Genomic DNA, 20,131 nt, shown 5'->3' on the forward strand with positions numbered 1-20,131 from the left:
CCCAGGTTTAATTCAATGAAAAAAATCGCGCTTATTATCGGCAGCATGATCGCGGGCGGTATTATTTCTGCGGCAGGTTTTACCTGGTTTGTAAAGGCTGAACCGCCCGCAGAAAAAACGCCGACCGCAGAACGTAAAATCTTATTCTGGTACGACCCGATGTATCCCAATACGCGGTTCGATAAACCAGGTAAATCGCCGTTTATGGATATGGATCTGGTGCCGAAATATGCCGATGAAGAGAGTTCTGCGTCTGGTGTGCGCATTGACCCGACTCAGACGCAGAATCTGGGTGTGAAAACGGCTATCGTCACGCGCGGGCCGCTGACTTTTGCCCAGAATTTCCCGGCGAATGTGAGTTACAACGAGTATCAGTTTGCCATTGTGCAGGCTCGCGCTGCCGGATTTATCGACAAGGTGTATCCGCTTACCGTGGGCGATAAAGTGAAAAAAGGTGCGCCGCTTCTCGACCTGACTATTCCCGACTGGGTGGAAGCGCAGAGTGAGTATTTACTGCTGCGCGAAACTGGCGGTACGGCGACCCAGACTGAGGGTATTCTTGAACGGCTGCGGCTGGCGGGAATGCCGGAGGCCGATATTCGCCGCCTGATCGCCACGCAAAAAATCCAGACTCGCTTTACGCTCAAAGCGCCCATTGATGGCGTGATCACCGCGTTTGATCTGCGTGCGGGTATGAATATCGCCAAAGATAATGTGGTAGCGAAAATTCAGGGTATGGACCCGGTGTGGATCACTGCCGCGATCCCGGAGTCTATCGCCTGGCTGGTGAAAGATGCCTCGCAGTTTACGCTGACTGTTCCGGCGCGACCCGATAAAACGCTCACCATCCGCAAATGGACGCTGCTACCGGGCGTGGATACCGCGACCCGCACTTTGCAGCTGCGTCTGGAAGTCGACAACGCCGACGAGGCGCTAAAGCCGGGAATGAACGCCTGGTTGCAACTCAACACCGCTAGCGAACCGATGCTGCTCATTCCGTCACAGGCGCTGATTGATACTGGTAACGAACAGCGGGTTATTACCGTTGATGCCGACGGGCGCTTTGTACCGAAACGCGTTGCTGTTTTCCAGGCGTCGCAAGGCGTCACCGCGTTACGTTCTGGTCTGGCGGAAGGTGAAAAGGTGGTTTCCAGCGGCCTGTTCCTGATTGATTCTGAAGCCAATATTTCTGGCGCACTGGAGCGGATGCGCTCTGAAAGTGCTACCCATGCGCATTGAGGGAATAACCAATGATTGAATGGATTATTCGTCGCTCGGTGGCGAACCGTTTTCTGGTGCTGATGGGTGCATTGTTTCTGAGCATCTGGGGTACCTGGACCATTATTAACACACCAGTGGATGCGCTGCCGGATCTCTCGGATGTGCAGGTGATTATTAAAACCAGCTATCCCGGTCAGGCTCCGCAAATCGTTGAAAATCAGGTCACTTATCCGCTGACCACCACGATGTTGTCGGTGCCGGGCGCGAAGACCGTGCGCGGTTTCTCGCAGTTTGGTGATTCTTATGTGTATGTCATTTTCGAAGATGGCACCGATCCGTACTGGGCGCGCTCGCGGGTGCTGGAGTACCTCAACCAGGTACAGGGTAAGCTGCCTGCGGGAGTTAGCGCCGAGCTGGGGCCAGATGCTACGGGCGTTGGCTGGATCTATGAATATGCACTGGTGGATCGCAGCGGTAAGCACGATCTGGCTGATTTACGCTCATTGCAGGACTGGTTTCTAAAATATGAGCTAAAAACCATCCCTGACGTTGCGGAAGTGGCGTCGGTAGGCGGCGTAGTTAAAGAGTATCAGGTGGTTATCGATCCCCAGCGTCTGGCGCAATATGGCATCACACTCGCCGAAGTGAAAAGCGCGCTGGATGCTTCAAACCAGGAAGCGGGCGGTTCGTCGATCGAACTGGCGGAAGCGGAATATATGGTGCGCGCCAGCGGCTATCTGCAAACGCTCGACGACTTTAATCACATCGTTTTAAAAGCCAGTGAAAATGGCGTTCCCGTTTATCTGCGTGATGTTGCGAAAGTCCAGGTAGGGCCGGAAATGCGCCGGGGCATTGCCGAGCTGAACGGCGAAGGCGAAGTCGCTGGTGGGGTGGTTATCCTGCGTTCCGGCAAAAATGCCCGTGAAGTGATCGCCGCCGTGAAGGACAAACTGGAAACGCTGAAAAGCAGTCTGCCGGAAGGCGTGGAGATAGTTACAACATACGATCGCAGCCAGCTCATTGACCGCGCCATCGACAACCTCAGCGGCAAGTTGCTGGAAGAGTTTATTGTGGTGGCGGTAGTCTGCGCGCTGTTTCTCTGGCATGTGCGCTCGGCGCTGGTGGCGATTATTTCGTTGCCGCTGGGGTTGTGTATTGCTTTCATTGTCATGCACTTTCAGGGACTGAACGCCAATATTATGTCTCTGGGCGGCATTGCGATTGCCGTTGGGGCGATGGTCGATGCCGCCATCGTCATGATCGAGAATGCACATAAACGGCTGGAAGAGTGGCAGCACCAGCATCCTGACACCAGGCTGGATAATAAAACGCGCTGGCAGGTGATCACCGATGCATCTGTTGAAGTGGGCCCGGCGCTGTTTATCAGTCTGCTGATTATCACGTTGTCGTTTATCCCGATCTTCACCCTGGAAGGGCAGGAAGGGCGTCTGTTTGGCCCGCTGGCGTTCACCAAAACTTATGCGATGGCGGGCGCGGCGCTGCTGGCGATCGTGGTTATCCCGATCCTGATGGGCTACTGGATCCGTGGCAAAATTCCGCCGGAAAGCAGTAACCCGCTCAATCGCTTTTTGATTCGTATTTATCATCCGCTGTTGCTGAAAGTACTGCACTGGCCGAAAACCACGCTGCTGGTGGCGGCGCTTTCGGTGCTGACGGTTCTCTGGCCGCTCAATAAAGTTGGCGGGGAATTTTTACCGCAGATTAATGAAGGCGATCTTCTGTATATGCCTTCGACGCTGCCGGGGATTTCCGCAGCAGAGGCGGCGAGTATGCTGCAAAAAACCGACAAGCTGATTATGAGCGTACCTGAAGTGGCGCGGGTGTTTGGCAAAACCGGGAAAGCGGAAACCGCAACCGATTCTGCTCCGTTGGAGATGGTAGAAACGACCATCCAGCTTAAGCCGCAGGATCAGTGGCGGCCTGGCATGACGATGGACAAAATCATCGAAGAGCTGGATAACACCGTGCGGCTACCAGGGCTGGCGAATCTGTGGGTGCCGCCAATCCGTAACCGTATTGATATGCTTTCCACCGGCATTAAAAGCCCCATCGGCATTAAAGTTTCCGGCACTGTGCTGGCGGATATCGACGCGATGGCGGAGCAAATTGAAGAAGTGGCGCGAACGGTGCCAGGCGTGGCTTCTGCGCTTGCCGAGCGTCTGGAAGGTGGGCGCTATATCAACGTTGAGATTAACCGTGAAAAAGCCGCGCGTTACGGTATGACGGTGGCGGATGTGCAGTTGTTTGTGACTTCTGCGGTGGGCGGGGCGATGGTTGGCGAAACGGTGGAAGGGATTGCCCGTTATCCAATTAATCTGCGTTATCCGCAAAGCTGGCGCGATAGTCCGCAGGCGCTGCGCCAGCTACCGATCCTGACGCCGATGAAGCAGCAAATTACCCTGGCAGACGTGGCCGACGTTAAAGTCTCTACCGGACCGTCGATGCTGAAAACCGAGAATGCGCGCCCGACGAGCTGGATTTATATCGATGCCCGCGATCGTGACATGGTGTCGGTGGTTCACGATCTGCAAAAAGCGATTGCCGAAAAAGTGCAGTTAAAACCGGGCACCAGCGTGGCATTCTCCGGGCAGTTCGAGTTGCTGGAGCGCGCCAACCATAAGCTGAAACTCATGGTGCCGATGACGCTGATGATCATCTTCGTGCTGTTGTATCTGGCGTTCCGTCGCGTGGGCGAAGCGTTGCTGATTATCAGCAGCGTACCGTTTGCGCTGGTGGGCGGCATCTGGTTGCTGTGGTGGATGGGTTTTCATCTTTCTGTGGCAACGGGTACTGGATTTATCGCCCTTGCCGGGGTCGCTGCCGAATTTGGCGTGGTGATGCTGATGTATTTACGTCACGCCATAGAGGCCGAGCCGTCGCTGAATAATCCACAAACATTCAGCGAGCAGAAGCTGGATGAGGCGTTGTATCACGGCGCGGTACTGCGCGTGCGCCCGAAAGCAATGACGGTGGCGGTGATTATCGCTGGTCTTCTGCCGATTCTGTGGGGAACGGGGGCAGGGTCAGAGGTGATGAGCCGGATTGCCGCGCCGATGATTGGCGGCATGATCACCGCACCACTGCTGTCGCTGTTTATTATCCCGGCGGCGTATAAGTTGATGTGGCTGCACCGACATCGAATACGGAAATAAAAAACATAGCGGGGTAGGGATACCCGGTTTAACTGTGTGGATTGTGTCTTGCGACGACCAGCACTAAATGTTAAAAGGAGCCCCTCAATAAAAAAGACACACAGGGGAAAGGCGTGAAAAACGCGTCAACCGTATCGGAAGATACTGCGTCGAATCAAGAACCGACGCTTCATCGGGGATTACATAACCGTCATATTCAACTGATTGCGCTGGGTGGCGCAATTGGTACTGGTCTGTTTCTTGGCATTGGCCCGGCGATTCAGATGGCGGGTCCGGCTGTATTGCTGGGCTACGGCGTCGCCGGGATCATCGCTTTCCTGATTATGCGCCAACTCGGCGAGATGGTGGTCGAAGAGCCGGTATCCGGTTCATTTGCCCACTTTGCCTATAAATACTGGGGACCGTTTGCGGGCTTCCTCTCTGGCTGGAACTACTGGGTGATGTTCGTGCTGGTGGGAATGGCTGAGCTGACCGCTGCGGGCATCTATATGCAGTACTGGTTCCCGGATGTTCCAACGTGGATTTGGGCTGCCGCCTTCTTTATTATCATCAACGCCGTTAACCTGGTGAACGTGCGCTTATATGGCGAAACCGAGTTCTGGTTTGCGCTGATTAAAGTGCTGGCGATCATCGGCATGATCGGTTTTGGCCTGTGGCTGCTGTTTTCTGGTCACGGCGGCGAGAAAGCCAGTATCGACAACCTCTGGCGCTACGGTGGTTTCTTTGCCACCGGCTGGAATGGGCTGATTTTGTCGCTGGCGGTGATTATGTTCTCTTTCGGCGGCCTGGAGCTGATTGGAATTACTGCCGCTGAAGCGCGCGATCCAGAAAAAAGCATTCCGAAAGCGGTAAATCAGGTGGTTTATCGTATCCTGCTGTTTTATATCGGTTCGCTGGTGGTATTACTGGCGCTCTACCCGTGGGTGGAAGTGAAATCTAACAGTAGCCCGTTTGTGATGATTTTCCATAATCTCGACAGCAACGTGGTGGCATCTGCGCTGAACTTTGTCATTCTGGTGGCTTCGCTGTCAGTGTATAACAGTGGAGTTTACTCTAACAGCCGGATGCTGTTTGGCCTCTCCGTGCAGGGTAATGCACCGAAGTTTCTTACCCGTGTTAGCCATCGCGGCGTGCCGATCAACTCGTTGATGCTTTCCGGAGCGATCACTTCGCTGGTGGTGCTGATTAACTATCTGCTGCCGCAAAAAGCGTTTGGTCTGCTGATGGCGCTGGTGGTGGCAACCTTGCTGCTGAACTGGATTATGATCTGCCTGGCGCATCTGCGTTTTCGCGCGGCGATGCGACGTCAGGGGCGTGAAACACAGTTTAAGGCGCTGCTTTATCCGTTCGGCAACTATCTTTGCATTGCCTTCCTCGGCATGATTTTGCTGCTGATGTGCACGATGGATGATATGCGCTTGTCGGCAATTCTGCTGCCGGTGTGGATTGTATTCCTGTTTGTGGCGTTTAAAACGCTGCGTCGGAAAGCGAAATAATAGTGCAGGTTGGATAAGGCATTCACGTTGCATCCGACAACACGATGACAACAATCTGAAGCCGCTCTCATCCATTCGATGAGAGCGGTTTTTTAATTACTGCTTAAATGCTTCTGCCAGGGAGCGAATATCATTGCTGGTTGGCGACTGATGAAGTCGCAGACCAAACTCTTCGACGATCGCAAATATGTGGTCGAATATATCAGCCTGAATGCTTTCATATTCCAGCCACACCACGGTGTTGGTAAATGCATAGATCTCGAGCGGTAAACCGTTATCGCCCGGAGCTAACTGGCGCACCATTAAGGTCATATCTTTGCGAATCCGCGGATGATTGCGCAGATATTCATTCAGATAGGCACGAAAGGTTCCAACATTGGTCATTCGGCGCAGGTTTAATACTGACTCCGTAGACCCTTGCAGGCGGTTCCACTCATTAATTTCCTGATGGCGACTGGTTAAATAAGGCTTTAACAGATGCGCTTTATTCAGCCGCTGCATTTCAGCTTCATCAAGAAAACGAATACTGGTGACATCAATACTGATACTGCGCTTAATACGCCGCCCACCAGAGGCTGACATTCCGCTCCAGTTTTTAAAGGAGTCAGATACCAACGACCAGGTGGGAATAGTGGTAATGGTATTGTCCCAGTTACGCACTTTGACGGTGGTTAACCCAATATCAATTACTGCGCCATCCGCGCCGTATTTCGGCATCTCCAGCCAGTCGCCCAGTTTCAGCATATCGTTTGCGGAAAGCTGAATACCTGCCACCAGACCAAGAATCGGATCTTTAAATACCAACATCAGCACGGCGGCCATCGCGCCAAGACCACTGATCAGAATTGCCGGTGACTGACCAATCAGCAGTGAGATCATCAAAATGCCGACCAGAATCGCGCCGATCAGTTTAATCCCCTGAAATATCCCTTTTAACGGCAACTGTTTTGCCGCCGGGAATTTCTGTGCCAGATTCAAAATAACATCCAGCAACGAGAAGACTGAAAGCAGCGCATACATCATGATCCACAACTGCGCGCAGGTGGTCAGAATATCTGCCGCTTCGGTGCCTTTTTGCAGCCAGAATACCGCCTGAATATTGACGATAATCCCCTGGAGGGTAAAAGCTAAACGGTGGAAGAGTTTATTCTGGGTAATGATTTGCAGCCACAGCCGTGAACTGGCAATGGCGCGTTTTTCGAAGGTACGCAGTACCACCCAGTGCAAAATAATATGCACTACAACGGCGGTCAGAATAATAATACCGAAAATCATCACCATCGAGGTGGTGTGATCAAACTCAATACCCGCTAAATCTTCAACCTGGGATATTAAATCCTGCATAACGTCTCCTTTATACAACAGCGGCCTATGATGACGGCTGAAAGGGGGTTATGCAAATCAGGAGAATCTGAGGGGGGATTTCCAGCGAGGGCTGATGGCAAATATAAAATTGCCTGATGCGCTACGCTTATCATGCCTACCTGAATGAATTGGCACGAACTTGTAGGCAGGATAAGGCGGTCACGCCGCATCCGGCATAAACAAAGCGCACTTTGCCAGCAATCTGAGCCGGGATGGGGTCCCGGCTGTCAGGATAATTACACTTCGGTTAAGGTGATACTTTGCGGTAGACGAGATTTCGGCAGCGTCGCGTTAAAATCTTCAACGCTATGATGACCTACCGGAACAACCACCAGACTGGTGTAACCTTTCTCTTTCAGACCAAATTCTTCATCGAGGATCGCCGCGTCAAAACCTTCGATTGGCACCGCGTCCAGACCCAGAGCCGCCACGCCCAGCAGGAAGTTACCGACGTTGAGATAAACCTGTTTTGCCATCCACTGCGCATCATCATGCAGATCTTTACGGTGCATATCGGCGAAGAACTTACGGCCTTTATCGTTCGCCGCTTTCGCTTCCGGCGTGGCAAAACGGCCATCCGCATCTTCCTGGTCAACAACCAGTTTCAGCCAGGCATCGTCCATCGCGGTTTTTGCACAGAACACCACGACGTGCGAGGCATCAAGCATTTTACGCTCGTTGAACACATAATTATCGGCTGCGGATTTGGCGACACGTGCTTTGCCTTCTTCAGTGCTGGCAACGATAAAATGCCACGGCTGGGAGTTGGTGCTGGAAGGGCTGTATTGCAGCAGGGTTTTGATCTGCTCGTCCTGTTCCGGGGTAAGTTTTTTGCTGGCATCAAATGCCTTAGTGGAATGACGCTTTAAGGCGACAGAAATGATATCCATAAAGACTCCTTGTGAAAGGTGTTTGTGTGCCAGCAGATTACAAGGATCGAAGTAAAATGGTAAGCGAGAAAAATGCTCTATAGATTTCCGTTTTAGCCAGGGCGCAGCCTTTTTTGATCGCGTTTAGCTAAGCCATCAACCACTAAATTCCATGAGTCGTTGATCAGATCGCTGAGTAATGCTTCGGAGATTTCCTCGCCGGGATACACCGAAATCCAGTGCTTTTTATTCATGTGATACCCGGACTTAATGCTTGGGTATATTTGCTGATTTAACAGGGATTTTTGTGGATCGGACTTCAAATTGATAAAGGGAACGCCGCGCAGTTCTGACGACAACATAAAAATCTTGCCGCCAATTTTAAAAACATCGAACTCCGGGCCAAAAGGCCAGCAAAGCTCGACAAAGGGTAACTCAAGGGCCAGGCGTTTCGCCGTTTCGTGCAGTGATTGCTTATCCATAAACGTTCCTTTAGGCGAAGGAGAATACGCAAAGTATGCCGCGAAGTACGGCGATAATCGACGTTTAATCCGCCAGCGAAAACCAGCGTCGCCAGATAAACCGCAGAACAAAATACTCAATAGCGCCCAGCACTAAAAACCACAGGCAAAACAATAAAGTGTAAAGCTGGCTAAGATCCATCAGATGGAACGTGGTCACCAGTTTTTGTGCCAGCGTCAGCCCCAGTGCGGGAGCGGGCAGCAGCAGGCAAGAGAGAAAAGCCATCAGCAAAATGCCTGCTGCGGTAGTCAAGGTTTCTAAGGGGTGTTTCATAACATTGTTAAATGTAAGTTAAAACACCATTGTCGGGGATATTCTTCAGTAAGGCAATTCCTGCTTAGTCACCGGCCCAGATCTCACAATGCTTTTTCACCAACCCAATCAGCGAGCCGCCATCGGCGACGAAATCTCGCATCAGCTGCGCTTCATTCAGACCGCTGACGACCTGACGGTGCAGTGCCTCAATTGCACTCGATGCACCCATTTTATGTGCAGAAGGGGCGATTTTTTCCAGCAATCGTAAGGTGTCTTCCGTTAGTGGACGACGATCGCCGGTGTGCGGATCGGTAATGACGCCTTCCAGACCATAACGGCAGGCCTGGAAACGGTTGAATTTATACAGCAGATAATCCTTCTCCTGATGTTTGAACGGGCGTTCTGTCAGTAACCAGTGGGCGGTAGCCTGAATCAATCCCGCCATATTTACCGCATGGCTAAGGGTTAACGGAGTATCCATCACCCGAACCTCCACCGTGCCAAAATGAGGACTGGGGCGAATATCCCAGTGCAGATCTTTAATGCTGTCGATCATCGTGGTGTAACTCAGGCAGCGAAACAGAGCTTCAAATTGTTGCCAGTTACTGACCCACGGCATCGGGCCATTATCGGGAAACGCGGAAAAAATATTCGGTCGTGAGGAAGCAAAACGCGTATCCGTTCCCTGCATATACGGCGACGCGGCGGAAAGGGCGATAAAGTGCGGCACAAACCGTGACAAGCCGTGCAGCAAATAAATGGCGTCATCGCCACTGGCGCAGCCAACATGGACATGCTGACCAAAAACGGTCGCCTGCTGAATGAGATAGCCAAAGTTTTCCAGCGTTCGCTGATAGCGTTCGTTATCGCATACCTCCTGACGCTGCCATTTCTGAAACGGGTGCGTGCCACCGCCGCAAATTTCCAGATGATGGTCTGCGGCTGCCTGCAATACGACTTTCTGCATCGCTGAAAATTGCCCGGCAGCCTGGTTAATATCACGGCAAACATCCGTCGCCAGCTCCAGCATACTTTCGGTGATATCGTGCTTTACCTCTCCGGCAGTGATCTCATTTTTAACCGCGTCAATCAGCGTTGAAGAGTCCTGGCTTAAGTCATAGCCCGGCGGATTAACCACCTGCATTTCCAGTTCAATACCGAGGGTAAAAGGTTCAGAAACATGAAAATTGGGTAATGGCATAGGTTTCTCTTATGTTGGCGTTTTCATTTCAGTATAGAAGTGGGAGTGGCTGGGCGAGATGCGGAAGTTCTGGAATGTTTCTTTCTTGTTGTGATTGCGAACTGATATAACAGTTTAAAACATCAGCAAAAGGGGAAGGTCGTGCCGGAAATTAATCAATATGGACAGACGGTCGGCGATGCGCTGCCGGACTGGCAAGGTGCAGCGGTTTTACCGCGTCATTTACTGGAAGGACAATGGTGTCGACTGGAGCCACTAGACGCGCAACGTCACGCAGGCGATCTGTTTGATGCATATGCTCAGGCGCCAGACGAACGTAACTGGACGTGGCTTGCCAGCAGTCGTCCGGCAAGTGTTGCTGCTACCGAGTCATGGATTGCTGGCAAAGTGAATGATCTTTCACTGGTGCCCTTTGCCGTGGTTGATAATCGTTCTGCGCGGGCCGTTGGGCTGGTCTGTTTTATGGCAATCGAACGCGAACATGGTTCGGTTGAAATCGGCCATGTTACCTGGTCACCGCGAATGAAGAATAGCGTGCTCGGTACAGAAGCGATCTGGTTACTTTTGCAATGCGCGTTTGCTCATAATTATCGGCGCGTGGAGTGGAAATGTGATTCGCTTAATCTGGCATCACGCCGCGCTGCTGAACGTTTAGGTTTTGTTTTTGAAGGTCGTTTCCGGCAGAAAATCGTGCGCAAAGGGCGTAACCGTGACAGCGATTGGTTATCGATTATTGATAGCGAATGGCCGCAATGTGGCAAGGTGCTGCAGAGCTGGCTGGCGGAGGAGAATTTTGACGAGCTGGGAGGGCAGAAAAAAAGCCTGGCCCAGTTGCGGATCGGATAATGAATGACGGAAAGTCCGAAACAGGATTTGCTGTATAAATAAACAGCTATTTTGCTAAGAGGAAGGATAAGATAACGGCGGGTGCCTGAAGATTTCCGGTTTCAGGTTTACTCTGAGGTCTGGAAAGATGAAGCCCCAGGACGATATTTCTATCAACCCTGGGGCTGCCACTCCAAACCCGAACAATTTGGATGGTAGTCCCTTCTTCGCATGGAGGCAATATAAACATGCTGACGAAATATGCCCTTGTGGCAGTCATAGTGCTGTGTTTAACGGTGCTGGGATTTACGCTTCTGGTCGGAGACTCACTGTGTGAGTTCACCGTAAAGGAACGTAATATTGAGTTTAAGGCTGTTCTCGCTTACGAACCGAAGAAGTAGCCGTTGTGCGGGGAGTAATCCCCGCATATCCGGTTGTCAGGTCAGGAATGGTAAGGCACCTGCTTTACACTTTCGCCCGCAGTCAGTGATGGCTGCGGGCGAATCGCTCCGGGTATTGTCAATTAATCGTGTTGGCACAGCGTTATGACTATCTTTTCTTTTATCTGCCAGTGCACAGCAAACTTCTCACCATCTCGACGAATGATGATCTGCTGTTTATTCCAGTTAATTATTTGATAATTCAGAAAACCTTGTTCTGTCTGTAACTTGCTTGCCTTAAATGCACTTTCTTTTGCTGAAAATGCCAGTGTAAGCGCCATAGGGAAAGGTAAATCGCAGCCTGTAATAATCTCGTGTTCAGTGTGGGTAATAATGTTGTCTGTCAATTCTGCCGCTGTTTGCGCAGAAAAAATTTCTTCGATATCAATGCCAATCGGTTGACGGGAAACCACGGCTAATGCCGTAGTCCCGCAGTGGCTAATACTGCCGTATACCTCCGCAGGCCACACAGGTTGGCGTAGCTCGCCGATTGCGGGTACACATTTATAGCCATATTCCCGCAACGCATAAACAGCAGCAATCCGTCCGGCTAAATGCTCTGTTTTACGCTTCCGTCCAGCGTGTTGCAGTTGCGCGTAGTGCGGCAGCCAGAGTAAATCCTGCTCGCGAAAACTCGCCGGATCAAACTCAACAAAATGCAGCGTATGTCCGGCAAAGGGGAGGGCGGTATGCGTAGTTTTCATGTCGACCATATTAGAGACTGATGACAAACGCAAAACTGCCTGATGCGCTACGCTTATCAGGCCTACGTGGTCCTGCAATATATTGAATTGGCAAGATTTTGTAGGCCGGATAAGGCGTTCACGCCGCATCCGGCATGAACGACGCGCACTTTGTCAACAATCTGACGTTAGCATCAGAAGTGAGTATTAATGCTCATATACCACGTACGTCCCGGCTCGTTATAGGTATACGCCCCGGCACCGGCGATATAGTTAGCTCCTGCCAGATCGCCTGTGGTCTGGGCATTACCCGCACGCCACAAACGCTTGTCGAACAGGTTGTCCACGCCACCGGTCAGACTGACATTCTTCGTCACATCCCAGGTCGCGCTCAGACCCACAATGCTGTACGGACTGATTTCTTTGGTTTCCGGGCCAACCGCTGGCTGACCTTTGTAGTTGTACTTCTTCGGCTGCTGCTTGCCGTACCAGGTGAAGGTCGTTTGCATCGACAAATCTTCTCGTGCCTGCCAGCTCAGCGTTGAGTTCAACGTATACTCCGGGATGATCGACAAACGGTCGCCCGTGGTTTTGTTTTCACTCTTCAGCATATAAGTGATGTTATTGGTCCACATCACCGTTTCGCTAACCGGTACGTTTAACGATCCTTCCAGACCTTCAACCACCGCTTTCGGCACGTTATCCCACTGGTAGAGATCGGTGCCAGCCGCATTTTGCCCTACAGCCACATAGCCCGCTTCAATCTTATTGCGATAATCGTTACGGAACCAGGTGACGCCCGCCAGCCAGCCGTCGCGTTTGAACTCCAGACCAATCTCTTTGTTGATACTGGTTTCCGCTTTCAGGTCATCGTTCCCCTGCAGATAGCAGCCGCCCGCGCTGGCGTAACAGCCCTGACCTTTACTGTAGAGAATGTAGTTCGGGTTAGTCTGGTACAGGCTCGGCGCTTTATAGGCGCGGGCAATGCCCATTTTCAGCGTGAAGTCATCGCCTAATCCTTGCGATATGTTCAGCGCCGGACTCCAGTTATCGCCAACAATGCTGTGATGATCGAAACGCAGCCCCGGCGTTACGATGGTGCTGTCAGTCAGCTCCATGTTGTTTTCGGCAAACAACGAGAAAATTTCTGCTTTTGAATATGGGCTACGGTCGGTGGCACTCACACCATCAATAGCACCACCGGTATTCGTTCCGGTCAGCGCCTGGGTGTTGGAACTTAAGTCCTTCATCCGCTGCTGATTCCACTCCGTACCCAGCGTCAGCGTCTGGTTAACAAGGAAATCAATCGGCAGGTTAACTTCGCTGTGCAACATCACGTCATCAAGATCGATATCGACGAAATCCTGTGTCGCTTTTTCGTTAAATTTCCCTTCGGTGCCGCCCGCCAGACCTTCCGGAATACGTGAGTTTCGCGTGTGTTCGTACTGCACCCAGTTACTGGTGGTCACGCCGTTATCCCAGCCACCGTTCCAGGTCAGCGAGTAGTTCTGGCGATACAAGCGGTTGGTTTCATCACCATATTTCGAGCGGGTATAGGAATCGGAGTTGGTGTTCTGTGTGTCGCCCGCATACAGGTTGCCCTGGCGGCTGTAGCCTGCTTCCAGTTCGAGTGATTGCAGAGGCGCGAAGTCCCAGCGAACTACGCCATTAATATCCTTGTTGATCACCCCTTCGCGCCCGGCGGGCAGCGTATCCGCATATGTACCGGCACGCGCGGACTGATGGCCCTGGTTGATATCCCACGCGTCAGCCTGGGTTTTGTCGAGGTTGCCATATAAACGGAAGCTGAATTCATCACCCAGCGGGCCGGTCAGGCTGAAGTTGGTGCGTTTGGTGGCACCTTCCTCTTTATGTTCTGGGGCGTTGAAATAAGCATCCCAGGAGCCGTGCCACTCACCGCTGCCTTTTTTGGTAATGATGTTAACTACGCCGCCCGCCGCGCCGTTGCCATAACGCGCAGCTGCCGGACCACGCAGAACTTCAATACGTTCAATCATTTCAGGCGGCACCCAGGAGGTATCACCACGGGTATCGCGCTCGCCACGCCAGCCCTGACGCACCGAGTTACGGCTGCTGACCGGCTTGCCGTCAATCAAAATCAGCGTGTTTTCCGGCCCCATGCCGCGAATATCAATCTGGCGGTTATTACCACGCTGACCACTGGTGGAGTTACCGGTCAGGTTAACGCCTGGCATGGTACGGATGATCTCCGACACATCGCGGGCAACTGGGTTTTTGCGGATTTCATCTGCGGTGATGGTCGAAACGCCAGGCGCCTGCAAGTTCTGCTCTGCGGCGGTAACGACAATGGTATCGTCATGTGAAACAGGAGTATCGGTCGGCTCTTGTGCCTGCGCTACCCCATAAATCCCCAGATTGACCAACAAGGCCAGGGAATGAATCTTCTTGTTCATTGTTTTATTCCTGCATTTTTGCCACGAATTGCAACTGTCGGGCATGGTCGTCATCAACACGACGCATCCCGCTACCGCGAAAACCTTTGATCCTGAAAGACACGCAGTGCAGTTGGTTAATTAATGTGCGCGCTTGACATGGCGCGCCAATACGCTATTGCAAATGCAAATAGTTATCAATAATATTATCAATATATTTCTGCAATCAATAAAAAATTGCACAGTAAACATGGGGTTATGGTGTGACGGCGTTAAACGTGGGAAGTGAGAGCTGGTGGCAGTCGAAACATGGCCCGGAATGGCAGTGTCTTAATGACGAAATATATCAGGTCACTTTCTGGTGGCGTGACCCTCATGGTTCTGAAGACCGCTCGACGGTGAAGTGCGTATGGGTTTACATCACTGGCGTTACCGATCACCATCAGAACAGCCATCCCCAGTCGATGCAGCGCATTGCAGGCACCGACGTTTGGCAGTGGACGACACAACTCAATGCCAACTGGCGCGGCAGCTACTGTTTTATTCCCACCGAACGTGATGACATTTTTTCTGCACCATCACCCGATCGCCTCGAATTACGCGAAGGCTGGCGAAAACTATTACCCCAGGCGATAGCCGATCCTTTGAATCCGCAAAGCTGGAAAGGCGGGCGAGGGCACGCTGTTTCTGCACTCGAAATGCCGCAAGCGCCTCTGCAACCGGGATGGGATTGTCCGCAAGCGCCAGAAATAGCAGCCAAAGAAATTATCTGGAAAAGTGAACGGTTGAAAAATTCACGCCGTGTATGGATTTTTACCACCGGCGATGTACCAGCAGAAGAACGTCCGCTGGCAGTTTTGCTTGATGGCGAATTTTGGGCGCAGAGTATGCCCGTCTGGCCTGCGCTGACTTCGCTGACCCATCGTCAGCAACTTCCTCCCGCCGTGTATGTGTTGATCGACGCTATCGACACCACGCACCGCGCTCACGAACTGCCGTGTAATGCCGATTTCTGGCTGGCAGTACAGCAAGAGTTATTACCCCTGGTGAAAGCTATTGCCCCTTTTAGCGATCGCGGCGATCGCACCGTGGTTGCCGGGCAGAGTTTTGGTGGGCTTTCCGCGCTGTATGCCGGACTGCACTGGCCTGAACGCTTTGGCTGTGTATTAAGCCAGTCAGGATCGTACTGGTGGCCGCATCGGGGCGGGCAGCAAGAGGGCGTGTTACTTGAACAGCTTAAAGCTGGTGAAGTTAGCGCCGAAGGTCTGCGCATTGTGCTGGAAGCGGGTATTCGCGAGCCGATGATTATGCGGGCCAATCAGGCGCTGTATGCGCAATTACACCCCATAAAAGAATCCATTTTCTGGCGTCAGGTTGACGGCGGACATGATGCGCTTTGTTGGCGCGGTGGCTTGATGCAGGGGCTAATCGACCTCTGGCAACCACTTTTCCATGACAGGAGTTGAATATGGCATTCAGTAATCCCTTCGATGATCCACAGGGAGCGTTTTACATTTTGCGCAATGCGCAGGGGCAATTCAGTCTGTGGCCGCAACAATGCGCCTTACCGGCAGGCTGGGACATTGTGTGTCAGCCGCAGTCACAAGAGTCCTGCCAGCAGTGGCTGGAAGCCCACTGGCGTACTCTGACACCGGCGAATTTCACCCAGTTGCAGGAGGCGCAATGAGCCAGCATTTACCTTTGGTCGCCGCACAGCCCGGCATCTGGATGGCAGAAAAACTGTCGGATTTACCCTCCGCCTGGAGTGTGGCGCATTACGTTGAGTTAACCGGTGATGTTGATGCGCCATTACTGGCCCGCGCGGTGGTTGCCGGATTAGCACAAGCGGATACGTTGCGGATGCGTTTTACGGAAGATAACGGCGAGGTCTGGCAATGGGTCGATGATGCGCTGACGTTTGAACAGCCAGAAATTATCGATCTGCGTACCAACATTGATCCTCATGGAACTGCGCAGGCATTGATGCAGGCTGATTTACACCAAAACCTGCGCGTCGATAGTGGTAAACCGCTGGTCTTTCATCAGTTAATTCAGGTGGCGGATAACCGCTGGTACTGGTATCAGCGTTACCATCATTTGCTGGTCGATGGTTTCAGTTTCCCGGCAATTACCCGCCAGATCGCCAATATTTACTGTGCATGGCTGCGTGGCGAACCAACGCCTGCTTCGCCGTTTACGCCTTTCGCTGAAGTGGTGGAAGAGTACCTGCAGTACCGCGAAAGCGAAGCCTGGCAGCGTGATGCGGCATTCTGGGCGGAACAGCGTCGCCAACTGCCGCCACCTGCGTCACTTTCGTCTGCACCTTTAGCGGGGCGGGGCGCCTCGGCAGATATTCTGCGCCTGAAACTGGAATTTACCGACGGGAAATTCCGCCAGTTGGCAGCCCAATTGCCGACCGTACAACGTACCGATTTAGCTCTTGCGCTGGCGACCTTATGGCTGGGGCGATTGTGCAACCGCATGGACTACACCGCCGGATTCATCTTTATGCGTCGAATGGGATCGGCGGCGCTGACGGCTACCGGCCCCGTGCTTAACGTTTTGCCGTTGGGTATTCACATTGCGGCGCAAGAAACATTGCCGCAACTGGCAACTCGACTGGCGGCTCAACTGAAAAAAATGCGTCGCCATCAACGTTACGATGCCGAACAAATTGTCCGTGACAGCGGACGAGCGGCAGGAGAGGAACCGCTGTTCGGTCCGGTACTCAATATCAAGGTATTTGATTACCAACTGGATATTCCTGGTGTTCAGGCGCAAACCCATACACTGGCAACCGGTCCGGTTAATGACCTTGAACTGGCGCTGTTCCCGGATGAAAACGGTGATTTGAGTATTGAGATCCTCGCCAATAAACAGCGTTACGATGAACCAACATTAATCGAGCATGCTGAACGCCTGAAAATGCTGATTGTGCAGTTCGCCGCGAATCCGGCGCTGTTGTGCGGCGATGTCGATATTATGCTGCCTGGTGAGTATGCACAGTTGGCGCAGATCAACGCCACACAGGTAGAAATCCCTGAAACCACGCTGAGCGCGCTGGTGGCAGAACAAGCGGCAAAAACACCGGATGCTCCGGCGCTGGCAGATGCGCATTACCAGTTCAGCTATCGGGAAATGCGCGAGCAGGTGGTGGCGCTGGCGAATCTGCTGCGTGAGCGCGGCGTTAAACCAGGCGACAGCGTGGCGGTGGCATTACCGCGCTCGGTCTTTTTGACTCTGGCACTACATGCGATAGTTGAAGCTGGTGCGGCCTGGTTACCGCTGGATACCGGCTATCCGGACGATCGCCTGAAAATGATGCTGGAAGATGCGCGTCCGCCGCTGTTAATCACCACCGACGATCAACTGCCGCGCTTTGCTGATGTTCCCGGTTTAACCCACCTTTGCTATAACGCCCCGCTTACACCGCAGGGCAGTGCGCCGTTGCAACTTTCACAACCGCGCCACACGGCTTATATCATCTTTACCTCTGGCTCCACCGGCAGGCCGAAAGGGGTAATGGTCGGGCAGACGGCTATCGTTAACCGCCTGCTTTGGATGCAAAACCACTACCCGCTCACAGGTGAAGATGTCGTTGCCCAAAAAACACCGTGCAGTTTTGATGTCTCGGTGTGGGAGTTTTTCTGGCCGTTTATTGCGGGGGCGAAACTGGTGATGGCTGAGCCGGAAGCGCACCGCGATCCGCTCGCTATGCAACAATTCTTTGCCGAATATGGCGTAACGACCACGCATTTTGTTCCCTCGATGCTGGCGGCATTTGTTGCTTCGCTGACTCCGCAAACCGCTCGCCAGAGTTGCGCGACGTTGAAACAGGTTTTCTGTAGTGGTGAGGCCTTACCGGCTGATTTATGCCGCGAATGGCAACAGTTAACCAGCGTGCCGTTGCATAATCTGTATGGCCCGACGGAAGCGGCGGTAGATGTCAGCTGGTATCCGGCTTTTGGCGAGGAACTGGCACAGGTGCGCGGCAGCAGTGTGCCGATTGGTTATCCGGTGTGGAATACGGGCCTGCGTATTCTTGATGCGATGATGCATCCGGTGCCGCCGGGTGTGGCGGGAGATCTCTATCTCACCGGTATTCAACTGGCGCAGGGGTATCTTGGACGACCCGATCTGACCGCCAGCCGCTTTATTGCCGATCCTTTTGCCCCAGGTGAACGGATGTACCGTACCGGAGACGTTGCCCGCTGGCTGGATAACGGCGCGGTGGAGTACCTCGGGCGCAGTGATGATCAGCTAAAAATTCGCGGGCAGCGTATCGAACTGGGCGAAATCGATCGCGTGATGCAGGCGCTGCCGGATGTCGAACAAGCCGTTACCCACGCCTGTGTGATTAACCAGGCGGCAGCCACTGGTGGTGATGCGCGTCAGTTGGTGGGCTATCTGGTGTCGCAATCAGGTCTGCCGTTGGATACCAGCGCATTACAGGCGCAGCTTCGCGAAACATTGCCACCGCATATGGTGCCCGTGGTTCTGCTGCAACTTCCACAGTTGCCACTTAGCGCCAATGGCAAACTGGATCGCAAAGCCTTACCGTTGCCGGAATTGAGAGCACAAACGTCGGGACGTGCGCCGAAAGCGGGCAGTGAAACGATTATCGCCGCGGCATTCTCGTCGTTGCTGGGTTGTGACGTGCAGGATGCCGATGCTGATTTCTTCGCGCTTGGTGGTCATTCACTACTGGCAATGAAACTGGCGGCGCAGTTAAGTCGACAGTTTGCCCGCCAGGTGACGCCGGGGCAGGTGATGGTCGCGTCAACCGTCGCCAAACTGGCCTCGATTATTGATGGTGAAGAAGAAAACGTCCGGCATCTGGGATTTGAAACAGTTCTTCCGCTGCGTGAAGGCTCTGGTCCGACGCTGTTCTGTTTCCATCCGGCGTCCGGTTTTGCCTGGCAGTTTAGTGTGCTCTCGCGTTATCTCGATCCACAATGGTCGATTATCGGCATTCAGTCGCCGCGCCCTCATGGACCCATGCAGACTGCGACAAACCTGGAGGAAGTCTGCGAAGCGCATCTGGCAACATTACTGGAACAACAACCTCATGGCCCTTATTACCTGCTGGGTTATTCGCTGGGTGGTACGCTGGCACAGGGCATCGCGGCGCGACTGCGTGCCCGTGGCGAACAGGTGGCATTTCTTGGTTTGCTGGATACCTGGCCGCCAGAAACGCAAAACTGGCAGGAAAAAGAAGCTAACGGTCTGGACCCGGAAGTGCTGGCGGAGATTAACCGCGAGCGCGAAGCCTTCATGGCAGCCCAGCAGGGAACGGCGTCGACAGAGCTGTTTACCACCATTGAAGGCAATTATGCCGATGCAGTGCGGCTATTAACCACCGCCCATAGTGAACCGTTTGATGGCAAAGCTACGCTGTTTGTTGCGGAGCGTACACTTCAGGAAGGTATGAGCCCCGAACGCGCCTGGTCGCCGTGGATAGCAGAGCTGGATATTTATCGCCAGGATTGCGCGCATGTGGATATTATTTCTCCAATAGCATTTGAAAAAATTGGACCAATTATTCGTGCGACGCTAAATAACTTTATCTTAAATGCAAATCCATAATTATGATAAATAATTATGGATTTTGTTATTTACCGTATTAATGTTTACTGAGTGGTTTGTCTAAAAATGCGCCAAACATTG

The 20,131-nt window shown here is 52.7% G+C and carries 15 protein-coding genes and 1 pseudogene; 8 read left to right on the forward strand and 8 right to left on the reverse strand.

Going from position 1 to position 20,131, the window contains the following annotated elements; all coding sequences use genetic code 11:
- Positions 1-15 precede the first annotated feature (15 nt).
- From cusB to pheP, 3 genes are all read left to right on the forward strand, one after another.
- A complete protein-coding gene (gene cusB / locus FEM44_RS17290; RefSeq protein ID WP_135523083.1) occupies positions 16-1,239 on the forward strand; it encodes a Cu(+)/Ag(+) efflux RND transporter periplasmic adaptor subunit CusB in 1,224 nt (407 codons plus the stop codon).
- A gap of 11 nt (positions 1,240-1,250) precedes the next feature.
- Positions 1,251-4,394 (forward strand): Cu(+)/Ag(+) efflux RND transporter permease subunit CusA, encoded by a 3,144-nt coding sequence (cusA, locus tag FEM44_RS17295; RefSeq protein ID WP_135523082.1) that lies wholly within the window; start codon positions 1,251-1,253, stop codon positions 4,392-4,394.
- Positions 4,395-4,507: 113 nt separating this feature from the next.
- On the forward strand, positions 4,508-5,890 hold the full coding sequence (gene pheP, locus FEM44_RS17300) for a phenylalanine transporter (RefSeq protein WP_064529014.1): 1,383 nt from the start codon (positions 4,508-4,510) through the stop codon (positions 5,888-5,890).
- A 96-nt stretch (positions 5,891-5,986) separates the two neighbouring features.
- On the opposite strand, the gene ybdG is transcribed toward pheP, so the two are convergent.
- From ybdG to FEM44_RS17325, 5 genes are all read right to left on the reverse strand, one after another.
- Positions 5,987-7,234 (reverse strand): mechanosensitive ion channel YbdG, encoded by a 1,248-nt coding sequence (gene ybdG / locus FEM44_RS17305; RefSeq protein WP_135523081.1) that lies wholly within the window; start codon positions 7,232-7,234, stop codon positions 5,987-5,989.
- Between the two features lie 257 nt (positions 7,235-7,491).
- Positions 7,492-8,145, reverse strand: a complete 654-nt coding sequence (gene nfsB, locus FEM44_RS17310; protein ID WP_135523080.1) for an oxygen-insensitive NAD(P)H nitroreductase — start codon at positions 8,143-8,145, stop codon at positions 7,492-7,494.
- A gap of 92 nt (positions 8,146-8,237) precedes the next feature.
- Positions 8,238-8,606 carry an MmcQ/YjbR family DNA-binding protein gene (locus tag FEM44_RS17315; protein ID WP_135523079.1) on the reverse strand — a complete coding sequence of 123 codons (369 nt, stop codon included), beginning with the start codon at positions 8,604-8,606 and terminating at the stop codon, positions 8,238-8,240.
- Positions 8,607-8,670: 64 nt separating this feature from the next.
- On the reverse strand, positions 8,671-8,919 hold the full coding sequence (locus FEM44_RS17320) for a DUF1158 domain-containing protein (protein ID WP_000682524.1): 249 nt from the start codon (positions 8,917-8,919) through the stop codon (positions 8,671-8,673).
- A gap of 64 nt (positions 8,920-8,983) precedes the next feature.
- Complete coding sequence (locus tag FEM44_RS17325) at positions 8,984-10,102, reverse strand: YbdK family carboxylate-amine ligase (protein ID WP_135523078.1); 1,119 nt, start codon at positions 10,100-10,102, stop codon at positions 8,984-8,986.
- A gap of 141 nt (positions 10,103-10,243) precedes the next feature.
- Here FEM44_RS17325 and FEM44_RS17330 point away from each other — a divergent pair, with 141 nt between their 5' ends.
- On the forward strand, positions 10,244-10,948 hold the full coding sequence (locus FEM44_RS17330; protein WP_135523077.1) for a GNAT family N-acetyltransferase: 705 nt from the start codon (positions 10,244-10,246) through the stop codon (positions 10,946-10,948).
- Here the strand turns inward: FEM44_RS17330 and FEM44_RS25875 are convergent.
- Positions 10,948-11,207: pseudogene (locus FEM44_RS25875) on the reverse strand (hypothetical protein); the annotation flags it as partial. The gene FEM44_RS17330 and the pseudogene FEM44_RS25875 sit on opposite strands and share 1 nt — an antisense overlap.
- Here FEM44_RS25875 and hokE point away from each other — a divergent pair.
- Positions 11,176-11,328 (forward strand): type I toxin-antitoxin system toxin HokE, encoded by a 153-nt coding sequence (gene hokE / locus FEM44_RS17340; RefSeq protein WP_000956465.1) that lies wholly within the window; start codon positions 11,176-11,178, stop codon positions 11,326-11,328. The pseudogene FEM44_RS25875 and the gene hokE overlap by 32 nt on opposite strands.
- A 122-nt stretch (positions 11,329-11,450) precedes the next feature.
- On the opposite strand, the gene entD is transcribed toward hokE, so the two are convergent.
- Together entD and fepA are read right to left on the reverse strand one after the other, a co-directional pair.
- On the reverse strand, positions 11,451-12,071 hold the full coding sequence (entD, locus tag FEM44_RS17345) for an enterobactin synthase subunit EntD (RefSeq protein ID WP_135523076.1): 621 nt from the start codon (positions 12,069-12,071) through the stop codon (positions 11,451-11,453).
- Positions 12,072-12,244: 173 nt separating this feature from the next.
- Complete coding sequence (gene fepA / locus FEM44_RS17350; RefSeq protein ID WP_130206415.1) at positions 12,245-14,485, reverse strand: siderophore enterobactin receptor FepA; 2,241 nt, start codon at positions 14,483-14,485, stop codon at positions 12,245-12,247.
- Between the two features lie 242 nt (positions 14,486-14,727).
- Here fepA and fes point away from each other — a divergent pair, with 242 nt between their 5' ends.
- The 3 genes from fes to entF are packed head-to-tail and all read left to right on the forward strand — an operon-like array spanning position 14,728 to position 20,050.
- Complete coding sequence (gene fes, locus FEM44_RS17355; RefSeq protein ID WP_135523075.1) at positions 14,728-15,930, forward strand: enterochelin esterase; 1,203 nt, start codon at positions 14,728-14,730, stop codon at positions 15,928-15,930.
- Between the two features lie 2 nt (positions 15,931-15,932).
- On the forward strand, positions 15,933-16,151 hold the full coding sequence (gene ybdZ / locus FEM44_RS17360) for an enterobactin biosynthesis protein YbdZ (protein WP_000885782.1): 219 nt from the start codon (positions 15,933-15,935) through the stop codon (positions 16,149-16,151).
- Positions 16,148-20,050: an enterobactin non-ribosomal peptide synthetase EntF gene (gene entF / locus FEM44_RS17365; protein WP_135523074.1), complete on the forward strand. Its 3,903-nt coding sequence runs from the start codon at positions 16,148-16,150 to the stop codon at positions 20,048-20,050. Before ybdZ ends, entF begins: the two co-directional genes overlap by 4 nt.
- Positions 20,051-20,131 lie beyond the last annotated feature (81 nt).

Origin of the sequence: Escherichia sp. E4742, from assembly GCF_005843885.1 — a bacterium.
Classification (GTDB): Bacteria; Pseudomonadota; Gammaproteobacteria; order Enterobacterales; family Enterobacteriaceae; genus Escherichia.